Annotated in this window: 24 protein-coding genes; 18 read left to right on the top strand and 6 right to left on the bottom strand. The window is 67.8% G+C overall.

What is annotated here, in order from left to right; translation table 11 throughout:
- Positions 1-29 precede the first annotated feature (29 nt).
- Positions 30-1,280 (bottom strand): urea ABC transporter substrate-binding protein, encoded by a 1,251-nt coding sequence (gene urtA, locus ACWDXS_RS20140; protein ID WP_056814694.1) that lies wholly within the window; start codon positions 1,278-1,280, stop codon positions 30-32.
- 341 nt (positions 1,281-1,621) lie between these two features.
- On the opposite strand from urtA, the gene ACWDXS_RS20135 reads away from it, so the two are divergent.
- On the top strand, positions 1,622-3,451 hold the full coding sequence (locus tag ACWDXS_RS20135) for an acyl-CoA dehydrogenase (protein ID WP_449967656.1): 1,830 nt from the start codon (positions 1,622-1,624) through the stop codon (positions 3,449-3,451).
- Positions 3,452-3,455: 4 nt separating this feature from the next.
- Here the strand turns inward: ACWDXS_RS20135 and ramB are convergent, their stop codons facing one another.
- A complete protein-coding gene (gene ramB, locus ACWDXS_RS20130; protein ID WP_378991138.1) occupies positions 3,456-4,862 on the bottom strand; it encodes an acetate metabolism transcriptional regulator RamB in 1,407 nt (468 codons plus the stop codon).
- Positions 4,863-4,956: 94 nt separating this feature from the next.
- On the opposite strand from ramB, the gene ACWDXS_RS20125 reads away from it, so the two are divergent.
- The 5 genes from ACWDXS_RS20125 to ACWDXS_RS20105 all read left to right on the top strand — a co-directional run bounded on the left by ACWDXS_RS20125 (position 4,957) and on the right by ACWDXS_RS20105 (position 9,178).
- Positions 4,957-6,471, top strand: a complete 1,515-nt coding sequence (locus ACWDXS_RS20125) for an ATP-dependent DNA ligase (RefSeq protein WP_449967652.1) — start codon at positions 4,957-4,959, stop codon at positions 6,469-6,471.
- Between the two features lie 73 nt (positions 6,472-6,544).
- Positions 6,545-7,732: an inorganic phosphate transporter gene (locus ACWDXS_RS20120; RefSeq protein ID WP_378991135.1), complete on the top strand. Its 1,188-nt coding sequence runs from the start codon at positions 6,545-6,547 to the stop codon at positions 7,730-7,732.
- A gap of 12 nt (positions 7,733-7,744) precedes the next feature.
- The gene (locus ACWDXS_RS20115; RefSeq protein WP_378991133.1) at positions 7,745-8,026 is read left to right on the top strand and encodes a hypothetical protein; all 282 of its coding nucleotides are present in this window, start codon (positions 7,745-7,747) and stop codon (positions 8,024-8,026) included.
- 11 nt (positions 8,027-8,037) lie between these two features.
- Positions 8,038-8,403: a DUF3349 domain-containing protein gene (locus ACWDXS_RS20110; protein ID WP_378633940.1), complete on the top strand. Its 366-nt coding sequence runs from the start codon at positions 8,038-8,040 to the stop codon at positions 8,401-8,403.
- Positions 8,404-8,503: 100 nt separating this feature from the next.
- Positions 8,504-9,178 (top strand): TetR/AcrR family transcriptional regulator, encoded by a 675-nt coding sequence (locus ACWDXS_RS20105; protein ID WP_379298752.1) that lies wholly within the window; start codon positions 8,504-8,506, stop codon positions 9,176-9,178.
- 62 nt (positions 9,179-9,240) lie between these two features.
- On the opposite strand, the gene ACWDXS_RS20100 is transcribed toward ACWDXS_RS20105, so the two are convergent.
- Positions 9,241-10,257: an alpha/beta hydrolase gene (locus ACWDXS_RS20100; RefSeq protein ID WP_378991131.1), complete on the bottom strand. Its 1,017-nt coding sequence runs from the start codon at positions 10,255-10,257 to the stop codon at positions 9,241-9,243.
- Between the two features lie 245 nt (positions 10,258-10,502).
- On the opposite strand from ACWDXS_RS20100, the gene ACWDXS_RS20095 reads away from it, so the two are divergent.
- The 4 genes from ACWDXS_RS20095 to ACWDXS_RS20080 are packed head-to-tail and all read left to right on the top strand — an operon-like array spanning position 10,503 to position 14,001.
- The gene (locus ACWDXS_RS20095; protein ID WP_378991129.1) at positions 10,503-11,297 is read left to right on the top strand and encodes an ABC transporter ATP-binding protein; all 795 of its coding nucleotides are present in this window, start codon (positions 10,503-10,505) and stop codon (positions 11,295-11,297) included.
- Positions 11,294-12,079 carry an ABC transporter permease gene (locus tag ACWDXS_RS20090; protein WP_449967645.1) on the top strand — a complete coding sequence of 262 codons (786 nt, stop codon included), beginning with the start codon at positions 11,294-11,296 and terminating at the stop codon, positions 12,077-12,079. Before ACWDXS_RS20095 ends, ACWDXS_RS20090 begins: the two co-directional genes overlap by 4 nt.
- A complete protein-coding gene (locus ACWDXS_RS20085) occupies positions 12,076-12,876 on the top strand; it encodes an ABC transporter permease (protein WP_378633951.1) in 801 nt (266 codons plus the stop codon). Before ACWDXS_RS20090 ends, ACWDXS_RS20085 begins: the two co-directional genes overlap by 4 nt.
- Before the next feature lie 60 nt (positions 12,877-12,936).
- A complete protein-coding gene (locus ACWDXS_RS20080) occupies positions 12,937-14,001 on the top strand; it encodes an ABC transporter substrate-binding protein (RefSeq protein WP_449967640.1) in 1,065 nt (354 codons plus the stop codon).
- A gap of 42 nt (positions 14,002-14,043) precedes the next feature.
- Here ACWDXS_RS20080 and ACWDXS_RS20075 read toward each other — a convergent pair whose 3' ends face one another.
- Both ACWDXS_RS20075 and ACWDXS_RS20070 read right to left on the bottom strand, forming a co-directional pair.
- Entirely contained in the window at positions 14,044-15,063 is a 1,020-nt protein-coding gene (locus tag ACWDXS_RS20075) for an XdhC family protein (protein WP_378991121.1), read from the bottom strand.
- A gap of 15 nt (positions 15,064-15,078) precedes the next feature.
- Positions 15,079-15,675: a nucleotidyltransferase family protein gene (locus ACWDXS_RS20070; protein ID WP_449967637.1), complete on the bottom strand. Its 597-nt coding sequence runs from the start codon at positions 15,673-15,675 to the stop codon at positions 15,079-15,081.
- Between ACWDXS_RS20070 and uraD the strand changes: the two genes are divergently transcribed.
- The 5 genes from uraD (at position 15,676) to ACWDXS_RS20045 (ending at position 19,977) form a co-directional block, all read left to right on the top strand.
- On the top strand, positions 15,676-16,293 hold the full coding sequence (uraD, locus tag ACWDXS_RS20065; RefSeq protein WP_449967634.1) for a 2-oxo-4-hydroxy-4-carboxy-5-ureidoimidazoline decarboxylase: 618 nt from the start codon (positions 15,676-15,678) through the stop codon (positions 16,291-16,293). It abuts the gene before it with no gap.
- Positions 16,290-16,607 (top strand): hydroxyisourate hydrolase, encoded by a 318-nt coding sequence (gene uraH / locus ACWDXS_RS20060; protein WP_378991115.1) that lies wholly within the window; start codon positions 16,290-16,292, stop codon positions 16,605-16,607. The genes uraD and uraH overlap by 4 nt, the downstream gene beginning before the upstream one ends.
- A 1-nt stretch (position 16,608) precedes the next feature.
- Positions 16,609-17,514, top strand: a complete 906-nt coding sequence (pucL, locus tag ACWDXS_RS20055) for a factor-independent urate hydroxylase (RefSeq protein ID WP_387445620.1) — start codon at positions 16,609-16,611, stop codon at positions 17,512-17,514.
- Complete coding sequence (locus ACWDXS_RS20050; RefSeq protein WP_378991113.1) at positions 17,502-18,872, top strand: 8-oxoguanine deaminase; 1,371 nt, start codon at positions 17,502-17,504, stop codon at positions 18,870-18,872. Before pucL ends, ACWDXS_RS20050 begins: the two co-directional genes overlap by 13 nt.
- 253 nt (positions 18,873-19,125) lie before the next feature.
- On the top strand, positions 19,126-19,977 hold the full coding sequence (locus ACWDXS_RS20045; RefSeq protein ID WP_449967629.1) for an FAD binding domain-containing protein: 852 nt from the start codon (positions 19,126-19,128) through the stop codon (positions 19,975-19,977).
- 2 nt (positions 19,978-19,979) lie between these two features.
- On the opposite strand, the gene ACWDXS_RS20040 is transcribed toward ACWDXS_RS20045, so the two are convergent.
- Positions 19,980-20,378, bottom strand: a complete 399-nt coding sequence (locus tag ACWDXS_RS20040; protein WP_378633974.1) for a winged helix-turn-helix transcriptional regulator — start codon at positions 20,376-20,378, stop codon at positions 19,980-19,982.
- 101 nt (positions 20,379-20,479) lie between these two features.
- Here ACWDXS_RS20040 and ACWDXS_RS20035 point away from each other — a divergent pair, with 101 nt between their 5' ends.
- From ACWDXS_RS20035 to ACWDXS_RS20025, 3 genes are read left to right on the top strand one after another with little or no spacing between them, the layout of a single operon-like run.
- Complete coding sequence (locus ACWDXS_RS20035) at positions 20,480-21,427, top strand: NADP-dependent oxidoreductase (RefSeq protein ID WP_449967625.1); 948 nt, start codon at positions 20,480-20,482, stop codon at positions 21,425-21,427.
- Complete coding sequence (locus ACWDXS_RS20030; protein WP_449967622.1) at positions 21,424-24,699, top strand: molybdopterin-dependent oxidoreductase; 3,276 nt, start codon at positions 21,424-21,426, stop codon at positions 24,697-24,699. The genes ACWDXS_RS20035 and ACWDXS_RS20030 overlap by 4 nt, the downstream gene beginning before the upstream one ends.
- On the top strand, positions 24,696-25,919 hold the full coding sequence (locus tag ACWDXS_RS20025; RefSeq protein ID WP_449967620.1) for a DUF6986 family protein: 1,224 nt from the start codon (positions 24,696-24,698) through the stop codon (positions 25,917-25,919). Before ACWDXS_RS20030 ends, ACWDXS_RS20025 begins: the two co-directional genes overlap by 4 nt.
- Positions 25,920-25,929 lie beyond the last annotated feature (10 nt).

The raw sequence follows: 25,929 nt of genomic DNA, 5'->3' as shown, positions 1-25,929 counted from the left end.
CACTGCGCGTCCCACATCTGTCGGGCTGTTTACTTGAGGCCCTTGGCCCATTCGTAGGACTTCAGGTACGGGTCCGGGGTGATGGCCTTGCCGGAATCCCAGACGGTGTAGATCAGGCCGTCGGGGCGGATCTCGCCGATCCGGGCGGTCTTGGTGATGTGGTGGTTGGAGCCGTCGATGGTGACGGTGCCCTCGGGGGCGTCGAAGCTCACGCCGTCGGCCGCGGCCTGAATGTCGGCCACGGCGAACGACTTCGCCTTCTCGACGGTGTTCTTCCACAGGTACACCGAGGCGTAGGCGGCTTCCATCGGGTCCGAGGTGGGCTTGTCGGCGCCGAAGGCCGCCTTGTAGTCGGCGACGAACTTCTTGTTCGCCGGGGAGTCGACGGTCTGGTAGTAGTTCCAGGCGGTGAGCTGGCCCGCGATGTTCTGCGCGCCGATGCCCGCGACCTCTTCCTCGGCGATCGATACCGAAACCACCGGCATCTCAGCGGCTTTCAGGCCCGCGTTGGTGTACTCGCGGAAGAAGGCGACGTTGGAGTCGCCGTTGAGGGTGTTGAACACCGCGCCCGCCTTGGCGGCGCGCACCTTGTTGACGATGGTGGAGAAGTCGGTGGAGCCCAGCGGGGTGTAGTCCTCGCCCTTGATCTCGATGCCGTTGGCCGCGGCGTAGGCCTTGATCTCGCGGTTGGCGGTCTGCGGGAAGACGTAGTCGGAGCCGACCAGGTAGAGGGACTTGATGCCCTTCTGCTTCAGGTAGTCCAGCGCGGGAATGATCTGCTGGTTGGTGGTGGCGCCGGTGTAGAAGATGTTCTTGGAATCTTCCAGACCCTCGTACTGCACGGGGTAGTAGAGCAGCGAGTTCAGGCTCTCGAACTTGGGCTTCATGGCCTTGCGGCTCGACGAGGTCCAGCCGCCGAACACCGAAGCGACACAGTCGGAGCTGATCAGCTTCTCCGCCTTCTCGGCGAAGGTCTTGGGGTCCGAGGCGCCGTCTTCGAGGACGATCTCGATCTTCTTGCCGAGGACGCCGCCCGCCGCGTTGATCTGGTCGATCGCCAGCTTGGTCGAATTGGCCACGGTGACTTCGGAAATGGCCATCGTGCCCGACAGCGAGTGCAGCGAGCCCACCTTGATGGTGTCCTTGCTGGTGTCGACGCAGGAGGCTGCGGTCGAGCCGGTCGACGCGTCGTCGCGCGCACCACAGCCGGTGAGCAGCAGGCCGGCGACGGCCACCGCGGCAGGCACGACAAGTGCCTTGACCAAACGGGATTCAGACATGGGGCGGTTCTCCTCATCAGGTGTAACGGCGGCGCCACACGCGCCACAACGAATACCGCCGCTGTCTGCCCCGGAGACTGGATGTACACCGAGTTGTATACAGAAGCTGTATTCGTGATTCGAGACAGTAGATGGAACTTGTTGCACCCGAATGTCTCTCGGTCACGTGCCCGTTTCGTCTGTTTCGTCCGTGTGAATTGTTCGTCGGCGACAGCTGGAGAAGGGTCGCCTTGCCTACGGTTGCGTAGGGGCGCGCAGGTGCGGCACGCTTCGATTTGTACAACGTCGAGCCGTCGAGCCACACGGCAATCGGCCGTGTGCGGTCAGTCGAGGAGGGCCCAATGGGGCACTACAAGGCGAACGTGCGTGACATCGAGTTCAATCTGTTCGAGGTCCTGAACCTGGACAAGGTTCTGGACACGGGCGCCTACGGCGACCTGGACTCCGATACGGTGCGCCAGCTCCTCGACGAGGTGAAACACCTGGCCGAAGGTCCGATCGCGGACTCGTTCGCCGAGGCCGACCGGCACCCGGTGGTCTTCCACCCCGATACCCACGACATCACCGTGCCCGATCCGCTGCGCAAGACGGTGGACGTGGTGCACGAAGCGGGCTGGTACCGCCTGGCCATGCCGGCGGGTATGGACGGCACCGCCGCCCCGAACGCGCTGATGTGGGCGATCAACGAGCTCATCATCTGTGCCAATCCGGCGGCCAGCTTCTTCAACATGGGCCCGATGATGGGCTCGGTGCTCTACGAGATCGGCAACGACGAACAGAAGCGCTGGGCACAGGGCGGGTTCGAGCGCGGGTGGCAGGCGACCATGGTGCTCACCGAGCCGGATGCCGGATCCGATGTCGGCGCCGGTCGCACCAGGGCCGTGCCGCAGCCCGACGGGTCATGGCACATCGACGGGGTGAAACGGTTCATTTCCGGCGGTGACGTGGGTGATACGGCCGAGAACATCTTCCACCTGGTGCTCGCCCGGCCGGAGGGCGCAGGCCCCGGCACCAAGGGGCTTTCGCTGTTCTACGTGCCGAAGTTCCTCTTCGATCCGCAGACGCTGGAACCGGGCGACCGCAACGGTGTGTACGTGACCGGGGTCGAGCACAAGATGGGGATCAAGTCCTCGCCGACCTGCGAGGTGACCTTCGGCGGCACCGCGGTGCCCGCCAAGGGCTGGCTGGTCGGCGATGTGCACAACGGCATCGCCCAGATGTTCAAGGTGATCGAGAACGCGCGGATGACGGTCGGTGTGAAGTCGTCCGGGACGTTGTCGACCGGGTATCTGAACGCGCTCGAGTACGCCAAGACGCGGGTGCAGGGCGCGGATCTGACGCAGGTCGCCGACAAGGCGGCGCCGCGCGTCACCATCACCCATCACCCCGATGTGCGCCGGTCGCTGGCCATGCAGAAGGCCTACGCGGAGGGGTTGCGAGCGGTGTATCTGTATACCGCCGCGCATCAGAACGCGGATGTGGCGCAGCTGGTGTCCGGTGCCGATCCGGAGACCGCGCACCGCGTGAACGATCTGCTGCTGCCGATCGTCAAGGGCGTGGGATCCGAGCGCGCGTACCAGCTGCTCGCCGAGTCGCTGCAGACTTTCGGCGGCTCCGGCTATCTGCAGGACTATCCGATCGAGCAGTACATCCGTGACGCCAAGATCGACTCGCTCTACGAGGGCACCACGGCGATCCAGGCCCAGGACTTCTTCTTCCGCAAGATCATTCGCGATCGTGGCGTCGCCCTATCCCACGTGAACGCTCAGATCGGCGGCTACCTGGACAATGACACCGGCCGTTTCGCCACCGAGCGCGCCCTGCTGCGCACCGCCCAGGCCGACGTCGGCGCGATGGCCGCCACCCTCACCGGCTACGCCATGGCGGGCCGGAGCGAGCCCACCGAGCTCTACAAGGTGGGCCTCGGCTCGGTTCGCTTCCTGATGGCGGTCGGCGATCTCCTCATCGCCTGGCGCCTGCTGGTCCAGGCCGACATCGCCGCCGCCGCCCTGGCCTCCGACGCCGCACCGCGGGACCGCCCCTACTACCAGGGCAAAGTCGCCGCGGCGAGTTTCTTCGCCAAAAATGTCCTCCCCGAACTCACCGCTACCAAGAACATCCTGGCCGCCATCGACAACGACATCATGGCGGTCTCGGAGGAAGCCTTCTGAGTAGCTATTTGATGAGGTAGGGCGAGACCGAGCTGCGGTGTTCGCTGATGTCGAGGGCCTTGCCCAGCGGCGGGAAGGCGCGCTGGGGGCAGTTGGAGCGCACGCACACTCGGCAGCCCGCGCCGATGGGGGTGGCGTTGGCTTCGCCCAGGTCGATGCCGTCGGCGTAGACGACGCGGCCCGCGTGGCGCAGCTCGCAGCCGAGGCCGATCGCGAAGGTCTTGCCGGGTTGGCCGTAGCGGGTGGCGCGGCGTTCCACGGTGCGCGCGATCCAGAGGTATTTGCGGCCGTCGGGCATCTGGGCGATCTGGGTCATGATCTTGCCGGGGTAGGCGAAGGTCTCGTAGACGTTCCAGAGCGGGCAGGTACCGCCGCTGGCCGAGAAGTGGAAACCCGTGGCGGACTGGCGCTTCGACATATTGCCCGCGCGGTCGACGCGGACGAAGGAGAACGGGACGCCGCGCAGGGTCGGCCGTTGCAGGGTCGACAGGCGGTGGCAGATGGTTTCGAAACTCTGCGAGAAATGCGCCGACAGGCGTTCGATGTCGTAGCGGAAATTCTCGGCTACTTCGTGAAAGTGCGTGTAGGGCAAGACCATCGCGGCCGCGAAGTAGTTCGCCAGGCCGAGCATCGCGAGTTTGTGCGAGGCATCGGAGGCGAAATTGCCCTCGTCGACCAGTTTTTCGAGGAGCGGGCCGCATTCCAGGTAGGCGAGTTCGGCGGCGAGTTTGAAGGTGCGCTGTCCACCGGACAGGTGTGGGGAGATCTCGAGCTGTTTGGTCTCGGGGTCGAAATGGTGCAGCACGCCCTCGCCGAGGTCGATGCGCTCGCTGATCCGCACGCCGTGCGCACGCAGCAGGCGCACGATCTCGGTGCTCACCTCGCCACCGTGGAACCGGATGCGCGCGGTGAGATCCTCTGCGGCGGTATCCAATTCGTGGATGTAGTTCTGGCGCTGATAGAAGTAGTCGCGCACTTCCTCGTGCGGCTTGCTGATCGCGGCGCTGCCGGAACCGTCGGCGAATCGGTCCTCGGTGGCGGCGGCCAGCTGGGCGCTGGTGTTGCGGTAGCGGTTGTGCAGGGCCACCAGGGCGCGCGCCATCGACGGATGGGCGGAGACCATGTCGGCGATCTGCTGGGTGTCGGCCTCGATGCCGAGCTCGGCGTCCATCACCACTTCGGACAGCTCGGCGATGAGCCGGGTGTCGTCCTGGGCGGAGAAGAAGGTGGGGTCGACGCCGAAGACCTCGTTGATGCGCGTGAGCACCGGCACGGTGAGCGGTCGCACGTCGTGTTCGATCTGGTTCAGATAGCTGGCCGAGATCTCCAGTTTCTGCGCGAGCGAGACCTGGCTCAGCCCACGTTCGGTCCGCAGCTGGCGCAGCCGCGCTCCGACATAGGTCTTGGCCATATGTCCAGTTTAGGGGCGGTTTCGCAGGCTTGCCAATGGATTCTTAACAACGGGGCTCGAGCTCTGTGTCACACCCTCGCGATACTGTCGTTGGGTGCTGTTCAGCGATGTCGTCACGGCCTCCGCGGCCGTGCGGGCGACCCGGTCGCGCAAGGCGAAAACCGCCGCGCTGGCCGAGCTCTTCGGCGCCGCGGACCCGTCCGAGATCGGGACCGTGGTGGCATGGTTGTCCGGCGAGCTGGTGCAGGGCCGGATCGGGGCCGGGTGGCGCACGGTGGCCGGGCTCGAGACCCCGCCGAGTGGCGACGCGAGCCTCACCGTCGGTGCGGTGGACGACATCTTCTCCCAGCTCACCGGCCTGAACGGCAAGGGCTCGACCAACCGGCGCCGCGAATTGCTGACCGCGCTCTTCACCGCCGCGACCGAGGAAGAGCAGTCCTTCCTGGTCCGCCTGCTCACCGGCGAACTCCGGCAGGGCGCGCTCACCGCGATCGTGGTCGAGGCGCTCGCACAGTCCACCGGCATCCCCGTCGACGTGGTGCGCCGAGCCCATATGCTCTCGGGCCGGCTGCCCGTCACCGCGATCGCCGCGCTCGCCGGGGGCGAGCAAGCCCTGGCCGCGTTCCGCCTCGAAGTAGGGCGCCCGGTAGCGCCGATGCTCGCCGCACCCGGCGGTTCGCTGGACGAGGCCCTCGCCGAGCTGGGCTCCGGCATCAGTGTCGAACACAAGCTCGACGGCGCCCGCATCCAGGTGCACCGCGACGGCGACCAGGTCTGGGTCTTCACCAGAACCCTGCGCGACATCACCGCGGGCGTCCCCGAACTCGTCGAGCTGGTCAAGACCCTCGACTGCGCCACCGTGGTCCTGGACGGCGAAACCCTCGCCCTGACCGACGCGGGCCGCCCGCGCCCGTTCCAGGAGACGATGAGCAGGTTCGCGACCATCGGCGATCCACGCCGGTTGCACCCCTATTTCTTCGACTGCCTGCACCTGGACGGCATCGATCTGATCGACGAACCACTGCGCATCCGGCGCACCGCGCTGGAGCGGGTCGCGGGCGATCACAGCATTCCCGCGCTCATCGCGCCGACCCCAGAGGCCGCCGCCGACTACTACGACGACGCACTGGCGGTCGGCAACGAGGGCGTGATGGTCAAGGCGCTGGATGCCCCGTACGCCGCGGGCAGGCGCGGCAAAGCCTGGCAGAAGATCAAACCCGCGCACACCCTCGACCTACTGGTGATCGGCGCCGAATGGGGTTACGGCCGCCGCACCGGGTTCCTGTCCAACCTGCATCTGGCGGCCCGCGATCCGGAGACCGGTGAGCCGGTGATGGTCGGCAAGACGTTCAAGGGCCTCACCGACGAACTGCTGCGCTGGCAGACCGAGGAATTCCCGCGCCACGAAACCCACCGCGACGGTCAGGCCGTGTACCTGCGTTCCGAACTCGTCGTCGAGATCGCGCTCGACGGCGTCCAGACCAGTACCCGATATCCGGGCGGAGTCGCGCTGCGCTTCGCCAGGGTGGTGCGGTACCGGCCGGACAAGGAACCGGCGGAGGCCGACACCATCGAGGCGGTGCGCGCGCTCGGCATGGCCGCCGGCTGAGCTCAGCCGCTGGTCGTGCGACTTACCCGCAACAGTTTGGCAATCCGGCGGCAGCATACGACACACTGTTCCGGTGAGCGCCGAACTAATGGTCCTGTTGATCGTCATCGTCACAGCTCTCGCGTTCGACTTCACCAACGGATTCCACGACACGGCCAACGCCATGGCGACCTCGATCGCCACCGGTGCGCTGAAGCCGAAGACGGCAGTCGCGCTCTCGGGCGTGCTGAACCTGATCGGTGCGTTTCTGTCGGTATCGGTCGCGGCGACGGTGGCGAAGGGGATCGTCCAATTGGACGATGTGGGCGGGCAGGACCTGCTGGTCATCGTCTTCGCCGGCCTGGTCGGCGGCATTCTGTGGAACCTGTTGACCTGGCTGCTCGGCCTGCCGTCGAGTTCCTCGCACGCCCTGTTCGGCGGCCTGATCGGGTCGACGATCGCCGCGCTGGGCTGGAACGGGGTGATCTGGGCATCGGGGTCGGACGGGGTGCTGATCAAGATCGTGCTGCCCGCGCTGCTCGCGCCGGTGATCGCGGCCATCGTGGCGGCCATCGGCACGTTCCTGGTGTACCGGATCACCCACGGCGTCGACCGGGAGAAAACCGAAGAGGGCTTCCGCTGGGGCCAGATCGGTTCGGCCTCCCTGGTCTCGCTGGCGCACGGCACCAACGACGCGCAGAAGACGATGGGCATCATCTTCCTCGCGCTGGTCGCCTACGGCTCGCTGGGCAAAGACGACCACATGCCGCTGTGGGTGATGGCCGCCTGCGCCGTCGCGATCGCCCTCGGCACCTATCTCGGCGGCTGGCGGATCATCAGGACCCTCGGCAAGGGCCTGGTCGAGATCGAGTCGCCGCAGGGCTTGGCCGCCGAGTCGACCTCGGCGGCGATCATTCTCACCTCGGCGCACTTCGGTCTGCCGCTGTCGACCACGCAGACCGCGACCGGTGCGATCCTCGGTACCGGCATCGGCAAGGGCGCCGAGGTGCGCTGGCGGGTGATGGGCCGGATGGCTGTGGCCTGGCTGCTGACCCTGCCGATGGCGGGCATCGTCGGCGCGATCTGCTGGGCGATCGCCAACGTCATCGGTGGACTCCCCGGCGTGCTCGTGGTGTTCGGCCTCCTGATCGCCGGGGCGCTCGGAATCTATCTCCGGTCGCGCCGTGACCCGGTCGGCACTCACAATGTGAACGAATGGCCCGATGGCCATCAGCCACCCACCTCGGCACAGGCGCCGATCGACCAGAACCATGCCGGGTAGAGGGGAGCGATCGTGCACACCGTGATCACCAATCTGAGTTCACTGTGGGAAGTGGTGCTCGCCGCGCTGATCTTCGGCGCGGGTGTGCCCGCGGTCTTCGCCTTCGCGGTGCGGTGGTGGGGCAATGCCGAGACCGTCGACGCCGAGGGCCGAGTCCGGCGCAACTATCCGGCGCTGGCGGGCGCGGTGACCTGTCTGGTCCTCATCGTCGTCGTGGTGATCACCGGAATCCTGTTCACCGCCAAGGCGTTCATCGCCCACCAGTTCGGCATCCACCTGTTCGGCCAATCATGAGTGAGGAAGCCATGACCGATCCGAACCCCACCCCCGCGACCCCGCCGGTCCGTGGCAACCTGCTCTCGCGGGTGCTCGGGTGGCTGCGCGCGGGCTATCCACAGGGCATTCCCCAGTCCGACTATGTCGCCTTGTTCGCCGTGCTGCACCGCCACCTCACCGACTACGAGGTGACGGTGATCGGGGAGAAACTGGTGGAGGCGAATCCGAATCGGGAATCGATCAGCGAGGCCGAAATCGCGGCCGCCATCGCCGATTTCGCGAAGCAGCAGCCCGCGCCCGACGACGTCTCGCGGGTGGCTTCGCATCTGGCCGCCGGTGGCTGGCCGTTGGCCGAACCGCTCGACGACGGCGAACCCACTACCGAACAGAATTGATCATCGCCAGTTCGACAATTCCGATACGCCAGCGGAATTCGCTCGCGGCGACAATGGCGAATCGCCCGGCTGCCCGGCCATCGCGCGCTAGCATGCATCCGTGGTTCGGCGTGCGGATGTAACCGATAGTGGTCGTAGTTACGGTGGATTGTCGCGCCAGCAGCGAGTCGCGCTACGCCGCAACAGGTTGACCGACGCGGCGCTGGAACTATTCGGTACCCAGGGATATTCGTCGACCTCGATCGAGCGGCTGTGTTCGACCGCGAATGTGTCGACCCGCAGTTTCTACGAAGACATCGGTAGCCGTGAGGCATTACTGATCGCACTCGTCGACCGGTTGAACGCGGCCGCGTTACGGCGCCTCGACGAGGCATTGGAGCACACCAGCGAACAGCCGCTGGTGGTCCGCGTGGTGGAGAGTTTCCGTGCGTTCCTCGCGGTGACCTGCCGTGATCGCCGGGCGGCGCGGGTGTTCTATGTCGAGGTCGTCGGGGTGAGTCCGGTGGTGGAGGAATGGCGGCGCGCGCAGCGGCGGTCGATTTCGGCACTGCTCACCCGGGAAGCGCAGCGCGCCGCCGAACGGGGCGAAGCGGAATCGCGCAGCCTGCACCTGTTCGGCCTCGCGGTAATCGGCGCCGTGAATTCCCTCGCCCAGGAGATGGTGCACGCCACCGTTCCCGGCGACGCGATCTCGGTCGACGAGATCTGCGAGGAGATCGCCTATTTCATCCGCTCCGGGCTCACGGTGCGCACCGCGGTCGCGCCCACCACGTAGCTGCCGGCAACGCAGAAACGGGAGGCATCCGAATCCGGATGCCTCCCGTTTTCAGTGGGAAATCAGATACCCATGCCCTGTGCGAGCAGCGGCCACGACTCGTGCAGCGCCTGCTCCCAGTACGGCCAGTAGTGGGTGCCCATCGGGGTGAACTGGTAGGTCGCCGGGATACCCAGCGAGTCCAGCTTGGTCTTCAGGTTCTGGCTGCAAGCGTTGGTCGCCGCTTCGATGCCGATACCGAGACCGAGGTTGATCACGCCCATCGGGCCGGGCGAACCGTTGAGGTAGTAGGCCACGTCGGCGTTGGTCGGCATGCCGCTACCGCTGGAGATGTAGAGGTTGGTGCCGCGCAGCTTCTCCGCGTTGATGACCGGGTCGTTCTCGACCCACGCGGGATCGTTGTCCGGGCCGTACATGTTCGCGGTCTTGCCACCGGCCCAGGTCTCCACGGAGAACTTGACGGCCTGCTTGCCCATCGGGTCGGCGATCTGCGCGCAGCCACTGTAGGCGGCGACGGACTTGAACAGACCCGGGTTGGCCTCGGCCAGCTGCAGCACCGAGGTGCCGGAGGTGGACAGGCCGGCCAGCGAGTTCAGGCCGGTGGAGTTCAGTGCGCCGTCGAGCAGCGGCGGGAGCTCCTGGGTGAAGAAGGTGCTCCACTTGTTCAGGCCCAGCTTCGGGTCTTCGGCTTTCCAGTCGGTGTAGTAGCTGCCGCGGCCACCGATCGGCTGGATCACATTGACCTGCTTGTCGGCCAGGAAGCTGAGCGCCTGGGTCTGCGCAGCCCAGCTGGCGGTGCCCTCACCGCCGTCGAGGCCGTTGAGCATGTAGAAGTTGGGGGCCGGCTTGGACTCGTCGACGGGACGCTGCACGTCGATCGTGATGTCCTTCTTCATCGCCGCCGAGTACACCTTCAGATGCCACACGCGTCCGTCTTTGACGATGGACGACACGGCTGAGGGCTTCTCGGGTTCGGCGGTCGCGGCGCCACCGGCGACAACGGCCACCGACAATGCGGCGGTCAGAGCCACGGCGGTGGTGCGCAGCGCGGCCACGGTACGTAGTGCAGAGAGCTTCATCGAACAGTCGGTTCCAGTCCACGGGCCCTGTCGGGCACGTCATCGCAGTGCTTCCCCCGGTCGCCGAGAGCATATGCGCTCGACGCCTGCAGGGCTGTCAGATCCTCCGACACTCTATGTCCTCTCACAGGACCGAATCGTTACCGGTTCACTTTTATGGTGACCTCGAGCACGGTTTACGGGGGCGCAATCTGGGCTGTGATTCGGAAATGCCGCCGCAACCAGGCGCTCTTATGGTGACGAGCATGGGTAAGGAAATCCCCGGTAGCGCGACCACCGGGATCGAGATCAGTGGGTTGAGCAAGACCTTCACAGTGGGCCGCAACACTGTCGACGCGCTGGACTCGGTCGATTTGCGGACTTCTCACGGCGCATTCCTGTCATTGCTCGGGCCCTCGGGCTGCGGCAAATCGACGGTGTTGCGGATTCTGGCCGGCCTGGACGAGCCGAGTGCGGGTACCGCGCGGATCAACGGTATGTCCCCGGAACAATTGCGCGGTGGCGCCGAGCTCGGTATCGCGTTCCAGGATTCGGCGTTGCTGCCGTGGCGCAGTGTGGAATCGAACATCCGGCTGCCGTTGCAGGTGGCCGGGCTGCCCGCCGAACCGGACCGGATCGCCGAACTGATCGCGCTGGTCGGGCTGGAGGGGTTCGAGAAGGCCAAGCCCGCGCAGTTGTCCGGCGGTATGCGCCAACGGGTTTCGATCGCGCGAGCGCTGGTCGTGCAGCCGTCGGTGCTGTTGCTCGACGAACCGTTCGGCGCGCTCGACGACATGACCCGCCAGCGCTTGAACCTGGAACTGCTGCGCATCTGGACCGAGAAGCCCGCGACCACACTGATGGTCACCCACGGCATCGGCGAGGCGGTGTTCCTGTCCGACGTGGTGGCGGTGATGAGTCCGCGACCGGGCCGGGTGCTGGAACTGGTCGAGATCGACCTGCCGCGTCCGCGCACACCCGAGATGATGCGCACACCCGAATTCCACAAGCTCTGTGACTACCTGTCGGAGCTACTCTTCGGGCGGGGTGGGGTGGCATGAGTGTGGTGACAGCCCGGCGGATCCCGGCCGACCTGGGCCGGGTGGCCGGGGCACTGGGTGTGGTGGTGCTGATCGCCCTGTGGTGGGCGCTGGCCGCCGCCGGAACCGCGGGCGGGACGATTCCCTCACCGGGGCGGGTCCTTTCGACCATGTGGTCGGACGGGTGGGGCCTCTACGGGCCCAACTTCCAGGTCACCGCGATCGGGGCGTTGCAGGGCTTCCTCTGGGGCAACGTGCTCGCGATCGGGGTCGCGGCGCTGATCATGCTGGCGCCGCGGATCGAACCCCTCGCGACCCAGCTGGCCATCCTGAGCTACTGCACGCCGCTGGTGGCGCTGGGCCCGATCATCCTGGTGGTGTTCGGCGGGCGCACGCCCACGGTGTTCCTGGCCGCGATGTACTGCTTCTTCACCACCATGGTCGGCGCGGTGAGTGGATTGCGCTCGGCCGATCCAGCGAGCCTGGATCTGGTGCGCGCCTACGGCGGTGGCCGCTGGCAGCAGCTGTATCGGGTGCAGGCCATCGCCGCGCTGCCGAATACGTTCGCCGCCTTGAAGATCGCCGCGCCGTCGGCGGTGCTCGGGGCGATCATCGGTGAGTATCTGGGTGGCGTCGACAGCGGCATCGGAGTCGCGCTCACCGCGGCCCAGACGGCCTACAACGTGCCACGCACCTGGGGCATGGCGATCGCCGCGGCCGCGCTGGCCGGGCTCGGGTACCTGCTGGTGGCGGGCGCGGCCCGCCTGATCACGCCGTGGACGACGGTGGAGGAGGGGCGATGACCACCACCGTCGCGCGCCGGATCGGCCGCTTCCTGCTGCCGCTGGCGACGTCGCTGATTCTGTTGCTCGTCATCTGGACGCTGTTTCTTCGCCTGTTCCCGCAGATCGGGCCGCGAGTGGGCAAGACGCCGTCGGATGTGTGGGCCTATCTGGTCACTTCGGCGGGTGCGCCTGCGGCGCGGCAGGCGATCTTCGACGACCTCGCGATCACTCTCGGTGACGCGGCTTCGGGGTTCGTCGTCGGGATGCTCGGCGCGATCGGCGTGGCCGCGCTGTTCGTGCTGTATTCGGCTGTGCGGCAGACGTTCATGCCGGTCGCGATGCTGTTGCGGTCGGTGCCGCTGGTCGCCCTGAGTCCGATCGTGGTGCTGATCTTCGGCCGAGGCACGGCGGGGGTGACGGTGCTGACGGCGATCGTCGTGTTCTTCCCCGCCCTGGTGATGATCATGACGGGCCTGCGCGAAGCGCCCAGGCAGGCAATGGAATTGGTGACGGCCTACGGCGGCACACGGTGGACGCGACTACGGATGGTCGCGGTGCCCGCCGCGCTGCCGTCGGTGTTCGCCGCGGCCAGGGTCTCGGTGCCCGGCGCGTTGATCGGCGCCCTGCTGGGTGAATGGCTGGGCAGTGGAACAGGATTGGGCGCGAGCCTGGTACGGGCCATCCCGATGTTCCAGTACAACCGGCTGTGGGCGTCGATCGTGGTGGTCACGGTGGTATCGGTGTTGCTGTACGCGATCGTCGGCGTGATCGAGAACGTGGTGCTCGCGCGCTTCGGCCCGAGCGCCGGAAAGTAAGGAATAGCGGCGGAACGTGGCGGCAAAGAGAACGAAACGCATCGAACCTACATTTTGCGTATGAACAGTATCGACCGTCGTTCCTTTCTCCGCTTTTCCGCATTGACCGGCGCGGCGCTCGGCGGCGCCGGGCTGCTCGCCGCCTGCGGCGGTAGTTCGGCCACTTCCTCGAACGGCTCGACCGACGACGGCTCGAAATTCGGCAAGGTCGCTGTCCAGTTGTCCTGGATCAAGAACATCGAATTCGCGGGTGAGTATTTCGCCGATTCGAAGGGCTATTTCAAGGATGCGGGATTCGGTGCGGTAGATCTCGTCGCGGGTGGCGCGGCGTCGACTTCGGTGGAAGCCGGTCTCGATACCGGCAAGATCTGGCTCGGCCTCTCCGCGCCGCAGACCACCGCGCCCGCCGTGCTGGAAGGACTACCCGCCAAGATCGTCGGCGCGACCTATCAGAAGAACCCGTTCGCGATCGTGAGTTCGGCGGGCAAGCCGATCACATCACCCATGGAGATGAAGGGCCGCAAGATCGGTGTGCAGGACACCAATCAGCTCATCTTCAGCGCCCTGCTGGCGGCCAACGGCATCAGTCCCGGCGATGTCACCGTGGTGCCCGCACAGTTCGATCCGACCCCGCTGGCCAACGGCGAGGTCGACGGCTGGGTGAGTTATGTGACCAACGAGCCGATCACCCTGGCTGCCAAGGGCTTCGCCAACGACCACTTCCTGTTCGCCGACTTCGGTCTGCCGCTGGTCGCGGAGACATTGACGGTGAGCCAGCACACCATCGACAACGAGCGCGACAAGCTCAAGGCCTTCCTGACCGCCCAGATCAAGGGCTGGAAGGACGCTGTCGCCAACCCCGCCGAGTCTGCGCGGTTGGCCGTCGAGGTCTACGGCAAGGACCTGAAACTCGACCTCGCCGAGCAGAGCAAGGAGGCCATCGCGCAGAACGACCTGGTCGTCTCGGCGTCGACCAGGGCCGACGGCCTGTTGACGATGTCGGACGCGCTGATCGAGCAGAACATCGCCGCGCTGCGTACCGCCAAGATCGACATCAAGGCCGGCCAGCTCTTCGACCTGTCCGTCCTGCGTGAGGTGTACGCCGAGAACCCGGGCCTGAAATAAGAACCCGGTCGGCGCCGCGAAGCCGTGGCGCCGACCGGTACATCAAATGGCCATACCCACAGCGGCTGTCGACCCGTAGTCGCGCTGAGCCGCGAGGCGAAGGCCCGCGCGGGAGGCGAGGAAGTCGGCGGTGATGAAGACGGCGGTCTCGGCGGGAGTGCGCGGGCCCGCTTCCAGGCCCGCGGGTACGTGCACGCGCGACAGGGTCGGCTCGTCGAAGCCGCCCGCGCGCAGGTCGTCGAGGCGACGAGCCTGGTCGGCAGGGGTGCCGAGGGCGGCTAGGTAGCCGAGCTCGGGTAGTCGTAACGCGACGGTGAGCAGCGGGATCTCGAAGCGCGGCTCGTTGGCCAGCACGACGATGGCGGTGCTGTTGTCGACCTCGCCCGCGGCCGAGAGGGTGTTGAGGTAGCGATGCGGCCAGTCGACGACCACTTCGGCGCCCGGGAACGAGGCCGGGTCGGCGAACTCGGGACGCGAGTCGCAGATGGTCACCCGGTAGCCGATCATCCGCGCCTGCGCGACGAGCGTGGCCGCGTAGGCGTTGGCGCCGAAGATGATCAGGCGCGGCGGCGGGCAGTACGAGGCGACGAACAGATCCGACTCGGGCAGCGCTACGAGTTCGGTTGCGTGCTTGCGATCGGTGACCAGATGCTGGCCGATGACATCGGGATCCTGATTCCACACCACGGTGAACACGGTGACCCGGCGATGGGCTTGGATATCGGCGGCGATAGTGGGGAATTCGGGAAAATCGCGGCAGGAGAACGGTTCTACGAAGATATCGACGAGCGTTCCGTCGTCGGCGCTCGATTCCAGACCGGTGAGCATGCTGTAGCGACGCAGTTGCCGGACGCCGGTGCGACCCGCTTCCAATGCCGCGTCGTAGACGGTCTCTTCCAGCCGTCCGGAGGCGATCGATCCGAAGACGCCACCGTTGGGGGTGACGAGCATCGAAGAGCCGATGGGCAGGGAATTGGTGCCGATGGTACGGACCACGGTGGCGAGGCCGCCCGTACGGCCCGAATGCCACACTCGCAGAAGGTCATCGACGATATCGCGCATATCTCACAACTCCGATCACCGTGCGCCGACTTCCGGGAAATCGCGATCGGTCCCTGTCGCCAAGTCGTCGCACGTGACGCACACCATATCCTGTCGACCGCCCAAATAGGAACCGGCCCCGATATCGCCTGCGGCTACTTCGGAAATGGCTTCCCAGTGCTTGTTCTCGATCACAACGGGGTGTCCAGGTGTGTTGTGAAACACAGCACGGGCAAGTCCGCTCTTGCTCGCGCGCGCCGCGGCGAGCACTCTGGCGACCACATCGCCCCCGATATCGGGGATGTCGACGGGCAGAAACGCCACGTAACGGGTGTCGGTTTCTGTGGCGGCGCGCAGGCCCTCGCGCACCGTCGCGGAGAGTCCGGTCGCCCAGTCGGCGACCCACCGGCATCGGGTGCCGTCGGGCAGTCCGAGGGCGGCCGGATGGGGTCCGGTCGCGCCGAGCATGACGACCACCGGATCGCAGCCGCCGTCGCGCAGGGCGGTGATCGCCGAACGCAACCAGGCGCCGTCCTCGGCGAGTGCCTTGGGTTTGCCGTATCGCGTGCCCGCACCCGCCGCGAGGACGATGCCCGTGCACGAGGCGTGCGCGGAACGGTCGAGTGGAGGCATGTGAGCGAAGGTAATGACGCAATGTTGCCGGTCGATTACAGCAGGGGAGCGCACCGGCGACGACACGCCGACGTGATGGACTGCACATCGGTGGCGGCGGGCCGGGGATCGCGCGATGCTGGATCGATGACGAGCGAAGGGCTGAGCCTCGCGGGTTTCAACGATCTACCTGCGAAGACTGCCGAAGATGCGCTGCTTGCCTGTTGCTCGGCGCCACGCTGGGCGCGGGCGATCGCGGCCGCGCGTCCCTATGCCACCACCGACGCGCTGTTGGCGGCGGCCGAGGCGGGAACGGCCGCACTCGACGACGCCGAGATCGACGAGGCGCTGGCCGGTCACCCGCGGATCGGTGACCGCCCGACCTCGGCGGCCTCCGCGCGCGAGCAGTCCGGGGTGGCGGGCGAGGACGTGCGCGTGGCGCTGGCCGAGGGCAATCGCGCTTACGAGGCGAAGTTCGGCCATATCTACCTGGTCTGCGCGGCAGGTCGCAGCGGCGAGGAGTTGCTGGCGATCTTGCGCGCGCGGTTGGACAACGATCCGTCTACTGAAAGGCAGGTCATGCGAACAGAACTGACGAAGATCAACCGGCTGCGCCTGGCGGGGCTGGTGACGCCATGACGAGCGTGAGTACCCACGTGCTCGACGCCGTGCGCGGGGTCCCCGCCGCAGGTGTCGCGGTGTTGCTGATGCGCGGGGAGCAGCGGCTCACCGAGGCGCTCACCGACGCCGACGGCCGGGTGAAAGAGCTGGCGGCCGGACTCAATCCGGGCGACTACCGGCTGTTCTTCGATACCGGCAGCTACTTCGCGGCGCAGGGCACCGAGACCTTCTATCCGGAAGTCTGCGTCGCGTTCACGGTGGGTGAGCAGTCGCATCTGCATGTGCCGCTGCTGCTGTCGCCGTTCGCCTTTTCCACCTACCGAGGGAGCTGAGATGGCACTGACCGGTCCGATCGTGTTGACCGACAATCGATATGGCAAAGCCGAGAATCGGGTTGTGCGTTTCTACAAAGAGAACGCGCGCCACGAGATTCGCGACGTGAACGTCTCGACCACCCTGCGCGGTGATTTCGAGGCGGCATACACCGATGGTGACCAGCGTCACGTTCTGCCCACCGACACCCAGAAGCACATGGCCTTCGTGTATTCGAAGAAGCCCGGTCTCGACACCATCGAGGACTACGCGATCGCGCTGGGCAAGCATTTCGTGGACTCGGTCGATCCGGTGTCGAGTGCGCGTATCGACGTGGACTCCTATGGCTGGCAGCGGGTTTCGGTCGACGGTGCCGAACACGATCACACCTGGGTGCGTCAGGGCCCCGAGGTGCGCACGGCCGCGGTGACCGTGGCGGGCAAGGGCGCGCAGCAGCAGCGGTGGGTGATCGGCGGGATCAAGGACCTGGTGTTGCTCAAGTCGACCGGATCGGAGTTCGCCGACTTCCTCACCGACGAGTACACGACGCTCGCGCCGACCCACGATCGCGTGCTGGCCAGTTCGCTGGTGGTCCAGTGGCGGTTCGCCGAGACCAGCGGATTCGACTGGGACGAGGTGTACGCCGGGATCCGCGCCACGCTGCTCGAGCTCTTCGCCACCACGTACTCCAAGGCGTTGCAGCAGACGCTGTACGCGATGGGAACGGCCGCGCTGGAACGCTTTCCGGTGCTGGCCGAGATCCGGTTGTCGGCGCCGAACAAACACCACTTCGACTACGACCTCGCGCGGTTCGAGATCGAGAACAAGGGTGAGGTCTTCTGGGCGGCTGACCGGCCCTACGGCTCGATCCACGCCACCCTGGCGCGAGCGGACGCGCCCGATGCGGGGATCGCGTGGCAGCCGTGAGCGCGCCCGATCTGCTGATTCACGGCTGTGCGGTGATCGCCGTCGACGCGACGGGCACCGAATACCGCGACGGCTGGGTCACGGTGCGCGGCAACAAGATCGACGCTGTGGGCGCGGGTGCACCGCCCGAGTTCGGGCCGGAGGTCGCGCGGATCGACGGGCGCGGCTGCGTGCTCACGCCCGGTCTGGTCAACACCCACCACCACCTGTACCAATGGATCACCCGTGGGCTGGCCGCCGACAACACGCTGTTCGAGTGGCTGACCACGCTGTATCCGGTGTGGGCGCGGATCGATGAGAAGTCGGTGCGGACGGCGGCCACCGGCGCGCTGGTCTCGCTGGCGCGCAGTGGGTGCACGACGTCGTCGGATCACCACTACGTGTTCCCGCGCGGCGGCGGTGACCTACTCGCCGCCGAGATCGGCGCGGCGGTCGAGGTGGGGCTGCGCTTCCACCCGGCGCGTGGGTCGATGGATCTCGGGCAGAGCAAGGGCGGGCTGCCGCCGGACTCCGTGGTGGAGTCGATCGACGACATCCTCGCCGCGAGTGCGGCGGCCATCGAAGACTGGCACGACCCGTCGTTCGACGCGATGGTGCGGATAGCGCTGGCACCCTGCTCGCCGTTCTCGGTGACCGCCGATCTCCTGCGCGAGTCCGCGGCGCTGGCCCGTTCCGCGGGCGTCCGGCTGCACACGCACCTCGCCGAAACCCTCGACGAGCAGGACTTCTGCCAGGAGAAGTTCGGGTGCACGCCCGCCGAGTACATGGAGCAGCTGGGCTGGCTCGGCGACGATGTCTGGTACGCGCACGCCGTGCACCTCGACGATCCGGCGATCGCGGCGATGGCGCGCACCGGGACCGGGATCGCGCACTGCCCGACCTCCAACGGCCGGTTGGGCGCGGGGATCGCACGGACCGCCGACCTGGTGGCGGCCGGTGTGCCCGTCGGCCTCGGAGTCGACGGTGCGGCCAGCAACGAGTCCAGTTCGATGATCGAGGAACCGCGCAACGCGCTGCTGTACGCGCGGGCGGTCGGCGGTCCGCGGGCGATGACGGTGCGCACGGCGCTGGAGCTGGCGACGATGGGTGGTGCGCGGGTACTCGGGCGGGCCGACGAGATCGGATCCATCGAGCCGGGCAAGCTGGCGGATCTGGCGCTGTGGCGGCTGGATACGCCCGCTCACGCCGGTATCGAGGACCCGGTCGTCGCGCTGATCCTCGGCTCGGCGCCGCCGCTGGCCGCACTGCTGGTGAACGGGCGCGAGGTCGTTCGCGACGATGTCGTGCTGACGGTGGACGAGGCGTCGGTGGGTGCCGAGGTGGCCCAGGCCCAGGCCACGCTGCTGGCCGGTGCGTGATCACGCTCGGACCCCGGCGTGTGATCACGCGCGGCGGGGGCGGGCCGTGACGTCATCCGCGCGCCGGTCGGCACGTGAGCTCGGATGTCGGGCCGACAGCCATGCTCGTCGTCGGCGTGCTGATCTGCGGTTTTGCCTGGATCGGCGCACACTGGATGGCGTACACCGGGTTAACCGCGGCGCAATCTGGCGCGGGTTTCGTGCAACATCGTGGCAACTCCCGGCCCCTACTGTGGCCGGTGAGGTTAGCGAGGTGAACGTGGATCTGGACACTGTTTCCGAGATTGTTCTCGCCCGCGAACGCGCCGATCTGGCGCAGGTCGGAGCGGGCAGCGCGGTGCTGGCGGGCGGTACTTTCCTGTTCTCCGAACCGCACGATCATCTCGATACGCTCGTCGACATCACCACCCTGGGCTGGGCGCCGCTGACCGAGTCCGCACCGGGGCTGGAGATCGCCGCGACGTGCACGCTGGCGGAGTTCGCCGGTGCCCGTCCCGGCCGGGAACTCGGCACCTCGACCATGCGACCGGAGTGGCCGGGTACGGCGCTGTTCGCGCAGTCCTGCCGGGCGCTGCTGGCCTCGCACAAGATCTGGCGTACGGCGACGGTCGGCGGGAACGTGTGTCTGTCACTGCCCGCAGGCGCGGTGCTCGGCGCGCTCGTCGCCTTGGACGCGACTGCGGTGATCTGGCCGCGCGGCGGTGGCGAGCGACGAATCTCCCTGCGCGACTTCGTCACCGGACCGGGAGAGAACCTGCTGGGCTCGGGCGCGGTCGTGCGCTCGTTCGTCGTTCCCACCTCGAGCCTGGTGGCGCGCACCAGCTTTCGCAAGGTGGCCTTGGCTCCGCTCGGGCGTTCCGGGTCGGTGGTGATGGGCAGGTGTGCGGCCGACGGCCGGTGCGCGATCACCGTCACCGCGGCGACCGTTCGCCCGATCGTTCTCGACTTCGATTCCGTCCCTTCGCCATCCGAGCTGAACAACGCGCTGGCCGAGATCGATCCCGACGTGTGGTTCGACGATCCACACGGTGCGCCCGACTGGCGCGAGCACGTGACCGGGCTGCTGGCCGCAGAGGTGGCCGCCGAACTGCGGGAGGCGTCGTGAGTTCAGCGCGTGGCGTCGTAGGCGGCGCGGGCGGCGAGCACCCGATCCATGTGCTGCTCGGCCCAGCCCTTGATGGTGCGCATCACCGGCAGCAAGTCCTCGCCGAGCGGAGTGAGCCGGTATTCGACGCGAACCGGCACCTCGGGCAGCACGGTGCGGGTGACCAGGCCGTCGCGTTCGAGATTGCGCAGGGTCTGGGTGAGCATCTTCTGGCTCACCCCCGCCAGCCGCTGGTTCAGTTCGCTGTAGCGCAGCGAACCGTCGGCCAGCGCGTTGATCGCCAGACTCACCCACTTGTCGCCGATCCGGTCCAGCAGCTGCCGCGCCGGGCATTCGGCCACGTAGGCGTTGTAGGCCGCGCCCGCCTCGGCGCGGCGCTCGGCGGCGGTCCGCGTACTCATCGCTCTCCCTCGCGTGCGGTAGGCACTTCGCAGTGCGTACTTCCCGATAGAGAGTAGCTCTCCCTAGGTTCGGTCAGTACCTACGGAAGAGAGAGATCATCATGCGCGCAGTTGTCGTCCATACCTTCGGCGGACCGGAAGCACTCGAACTCGTCGAGGTGCCGGTGCCCGCGCCGGGGCCAGGTCAGGTGCGGATCCGGGTGTCGGCGGCCGCGGTGAACCCGGTCGACGCGGTGACCAGGGCGGGTGCGCTGGTCGAAGCCGGTCTGATGGCGCCGCGACCGGTGACCGGGATCGGCTGGGACGTGGCGGGCGAGATCGACGAGGTCGGCGCCGGGGTGCCCGGTTTCGCGGTGGGACAGCCCGTGATCGGGCTTCGTGATCTGCTCGACCGGTCGCTGGGCAGTTACGCGGACTACCTCGTGCTCGACGCGTCGGCGGTGGCAGCGGCTCCCGTCGGCCGCTCGGCGGCGGAGGCCGCGACGCTCCCGCTGAACGGGCTCACCGCTTTTCAGGCGCTCGATCTGCTCGATCTCGCCGAAGGCGACAATGTGCTGGTGACCGGCGCGGCCGGTGCGGTGGGCGGTTTCGCGGTCGAGATCGCCGCGCGGTGGCGTGGACTCAGGGTGATCGCGCAGGTCGGCGCCGAGGACGCCGGCTTCGTGCGCGGGCTCGGTGCGGAGTGGGTAGTGCCGCGGGAGACGCCGGACCTGGCCGAGGCGGTCCGCGCGCTGGTGCCCGGTGGTGTCGATGCCGTCCTGGACACGGCGGGCCTGAGCGCCGGAGCGCTTGCCGCAGTGCGCAACCGGGGGTCGTTCGTCACCGTCGTCGGTGGCGCCGACCCGGTTCCGTTGCGCGGCATTCGCGTTCACCACGCCTGGATCAGCGCCGACGGCGCAGCCCTGGCCACGCTCGCCGGCTACGACCTCGCCCTGCGCGTGGCCGGCACCCTGCCGCTCGAGCAAGCCGCCGATGCGCACACCCGACTGGCCCGAGGCGGCCTGCGCGGCCGCATCGTGCTGACCACGGAACACGGAGGTGGTTCATGAGGCTCGATATCGACGGCCGCGCGGTCGAAGTGACCGCGCGGCCCGGCCAGTGCCTGCGCACGCTGCTCCGCGAGCACGGCGAGCTCGCGGTCAAGAAGGGCTGTGACTCCGGAGACTGCGGAGCCTGCTCGGTGCTGCTCGACGGCGAACCCGTCCACTCCTGCCTGATCCCGGCCCACCGCGCCGCCGACCGCGCGGTGACGACCGCCGCGGGCCTCGGCGATGTGGATACCCCGAACCCGGTGCAGCGCGGCTTCGTCGAGAACGCCGCTTTCCAATGTGGTTTCTGCACTGCGGGAATGGTGGTGACAGCATCGGGTCTGGCCGCCGCCCGCCCCGACACAGCTGTGGACAACTTGCCTGCTCAGGCAGTCACCGACGCCGAACGCGCCGAGCTGCTGAAGGGAAACCTGTGCCGCTGCACGGGCTATCGCGCCATCGCCGACGCCTTGGCCGCACCCTGTGCATCACTGTGTACAACTGGCGAGGCCGACTCGTCGCCGCACCGCGCGGAGGAATCCGGCCCACTGTGCACGGGGAAGGGGCATCGTGCGGCGAACGCCTCGACGCGGACCCATGTCGCGGAAGAGACGTCCGGGCTCGGTGAGGCGACTGCTGACCGATTCGACGATAGTTCGTCAGGCACGCGCAGCGTTGCCGAAGAAGTCGCGAAGCAGGCGGGCGCGGAATCATCCCCCGCTGAAGCTTCGCCCGACGCGTACCCGGCCCCCGCGGTGCGTAGCGATGACGGTCGGTCCGCTCATTCGATCGGTGGAGGAGATGTTCGGCCGGGAAGCGACGAGGTGGCGCGATCCGGTGAGTCGTTCGATGCGGCGGGCCCTGCTGTCGAGTCGTATGTGACACACGGTCACCCGGGCCGGTTGGCCGGTGAGGTCACCACGGTGTCGGCGGCGGAGGGGCCGCGGGTCGGGGTGTCTGCCGTGGTGGGGGCGCAGGCGCGGGTCGGTGGGGTGATGCGGCGGAAGTATCGGGCGGGGCAGATCGGAGACGGTGTGGGGGCGCCCGCTGGGGCGCGGATCGTGCGGGGTGCGGAGGCGTTCACGATGGATGTGGTGCCGGGGGCGGGGGAGCGGATGCCGCCGGTGGCCCCGTGGCATCTGGCCGTGCTGGCCAGTCCGCACGCGCATGCGCGGATCGTGTCCATCGACGTGGCCGCGGCGCGGGCTGTTGCGGGTGTGCGTGTGGTGTTGACACATGTGGATGGACCGCGAACCGCGTTCTCCACGGCTCGCCACGAACTGCGCGAGGACGATCCGGACGACACCTTCGTGCTCGACAGCACGGTCCGGTTCGTGGGGCAGCGGGTAGCCGCGGTGGTGGGGGAGACCCTGGACGCCGCACGTGCGGGGGTGCGAGCGCTGCACGTGGAGTACGAGGTGCTGCCCGCGGTCTTCGAGCCCGAGGCAGCGTTGGCCGATGGAGCGCCGGTGCTGCATGCCGACAAGCCGGACTCGGCACGGATCGCCGACGCGCGGCGCAATCTGATCGCCGAGATCCACGGTGGTGTCGGTGATTTCGAAGCCGGTATCGAGCAGGCCGCGAAAGTGGTGAGCGGCGTGTGGAATTCGCCGCGCGTGCAGCATGTGCACCTGGAGACCCATGGCGGGATCGGCTGGCTCGACGACACGGGCAGGCTCGTCGTTCGCTCGAGTACCCAGGTGCCGTTCCTGGTCCGCGACGAACTGTGCCACCTGTTCGGGCTGGGTCGAGACCGCGTGCGGGTGTTCGCGACTCGCGTCGGCGGCGGCTTCGGGGCCAAGCAGGAGATGCTGGCCGAGGACCTGATCGCCCTGGCCGTGCTCCGCACCGGGCATCCCGTGCAATACGAGTTCACTCGGACCGACGAATTCACCTCGGCCACGTGCCGTCATCCGATGCGGGTCGCGGTCACCGTGGCCGCCGACGCGGCGGGCATCCTGACCGCGCTCTCGGTGGACGTACTCGCCGACGCGGGCGCGTACGGCAACCACAGCGCCGGCGTGATGTTCCATTCCGTCGGCGAATCGGTCGCCGTCTACCGCTGCCCGAACAAGCGGGTCGACGCACAAGCGGTGTACACCAACAACGTTCCCTCTGGCGCGTTCCGTGGCTACGGACTCGGCCAGGTGATCTTCGGTGTCGAGTCGGCGATCGACGAACTGGCCCGCGAACTCGGCATCGACCCCTTCGAATTCCGCCGTCGCAATGTGGTGATCCCGGGCGATCGGTTCACCGCCGCCGAAATCGACGAGTCCGACCTGACCTTCGGTAGTTACGGCCTCGACCAGTGCCTCGACACCGCCCAGCGGGCGCTCCTGCGCGGCAACGGTGTCGCCGCGCCCGGACCGGATTGGCAGGTGGGGGAGGGCATGGCGGTGGCGATGATCGCGACCGTGCCCCCGCGCGGACATCATGCCGATGCCACGGCGAGCCTGCTGCCCGACGGCCGCTACGAAATCGGGGTCGGCACCGCGGAATTCGGCAACGGCACCACCACCGTCCACGCCCAGCTCGCGGCAACGGCGCTGGCCACCGCCGCCGAGCGAATCGTGATCCGTCAGTCCGACACCGACGTGGTCGGCCACGACACCGGCGCGTTCGGCTCCACCGGCACCATGGTCGCGGGCAAAGCCTCCTACGCGGCGGCGCTCGAACTGCACGCGATGATGTTGGCGAGGGCGGCGAAGGTGAGCGGTCACCCCGAACGCGACTGTCTGCTCGAAGCGAGCGGCGTGCGCTGCGGCGACGAACTGATCACCGCGGCGCAACTGCTCGCCGACGGCGAGCTCGTCGCCCACGGCACCCACGCGGGCACCCCGCGCTCGGTGAGCTTCAATGTCCACGCGTTCCGGGTGGCGGTCCAGCCCTCGACCGGTGCGGTACAGATATTGCAGTCGGTCCAGGTCGCCGACGCTGGCACGGTGCTGAACCCCGTGCAGCTGCGTGGGCAGGTGGAAGGCGGCGTCGCCCAGGCGATCGGGACCGCGCTCTACGAGGACATGCGATCCGAGTCCGGCGTGGTGACCACACGGACGCTGCGCCACTATCACGTTCCGCAGTTCGCCGATCTGCCCCGCACCGAGGTGTATTTCGCCGAAACCAGTGACGAACTGGGCCCGCTGGGTGCCAAATCGATGAGTGAGTCCCCCTACAACCCGGTGGCCCCCGCCCTGGCGAACGCGATCCGCGACGCCGTCGGTGTCCGCCCTTACCGATTACCGATGACCGCCGATCGTGTGTGGCGGGCCGTCAAGGAAGGAACCGCCGGGTGAATACTCGCCTGCCCGAACATATTCGAGCCCGCATCGACTCGGTGCTCGACTCCGTCGACGCCGAACTGCGCGTGCGCTACCCAGGAGCCGGTGACCGGGTCCAACCCGTGCACACCGCCTACGTGCCGGCCGACCGCGCCACCGCGCAGACCCCCGCCGAGTGGGGCGCCACCGCCTTGGAGCTACTGCATCGCCACGCCGACTTCCTCGTCGGTCTCGATGTCACCGGTTCGCTCCCGGCCGTGCGCCGTCGACTCACGGACCGGCCGGTGCAGGACATGCGCATCGACTTCGAGGACGGTTACGGGTTCCGGGCCGATGACGAGGAGGACGCGGCGGCGAAGGCGGCGGGCGAGGCGCTGGCGGCATGGGCCGACAAGCCCGGCGCACCGGTCTCGTTCGGTGTTCGGACGAAAGGTCTGGCCGCGAACGAACGTCGGCGCGCGTTGCGCACTCTCGAACTCGTCCTCGACGGGGCGGGCGGCGCACTGCCCGGATTCGTGTTCACGGTGCCCAAGATCCGCGCCGCGGAACAGGTGTCGGCGATCGTCGATCTGTGCACCGGACTCGAGCGCGGCCACGGCCTGCCCGAACGGTCGCTACGTTTCGAGCTCCAGATCGAGAGCCCGCAGGCGATTGTCGCCCCCGACGGCACCGCGCCCATCGTCAAGATGATCCACCTGGCCGACGGCCGCTGTAGCGCACTGCATTTCGGTACCTACGACTACACCGCCGCCTGCGGCATCGCGGCCACCGATCAGGCCCTCGACCATCCCGCCGCCGACTACGCCAAGTCGGTGATGCAGGTCGCCGCCGCGCAGACGGGGGTGTGGATCTGTGACGGCTCCACCCAGATCGTCCCCGACGTCGATCCCGAAGGTGCCATGGCCAACCACCACCGCCTGGTCGAGCGGGCCTTGCGCCGCGGCTACTACCAGGGCTGGGACATGCACCCCGGCCACCTGATCACCCGCTGGCTCGCCACCTACGACTTCTTCCGCGGCGCGCGCGAGGTGGCGGTGCCGCGCCTGATCGCCTACCTGGACCGGCGTGGCGGGGGTGTGATGGACGAGCCCGCGACCGCCGAAGCCTTGGCGAGCACCGTGCTGCGCGGCCTGCGTGCCGGTGCGTTCGCCGAGGCCGAACTGCTCGCCGATGCGCCGGGTCTGACCGGCGAGGTTCTGCTCGATCTCGCCGCTCGACGGGTGCGCGCGACGTGATGAGCCCGGC

This window comes from Nocardia sp. NPDC003183, from assembly GCF_053590715.1.
Note: the sequence above shows the minus strand (reverse complement) of the source record. Positions and strands in the feature narration are given on the sequence as shown.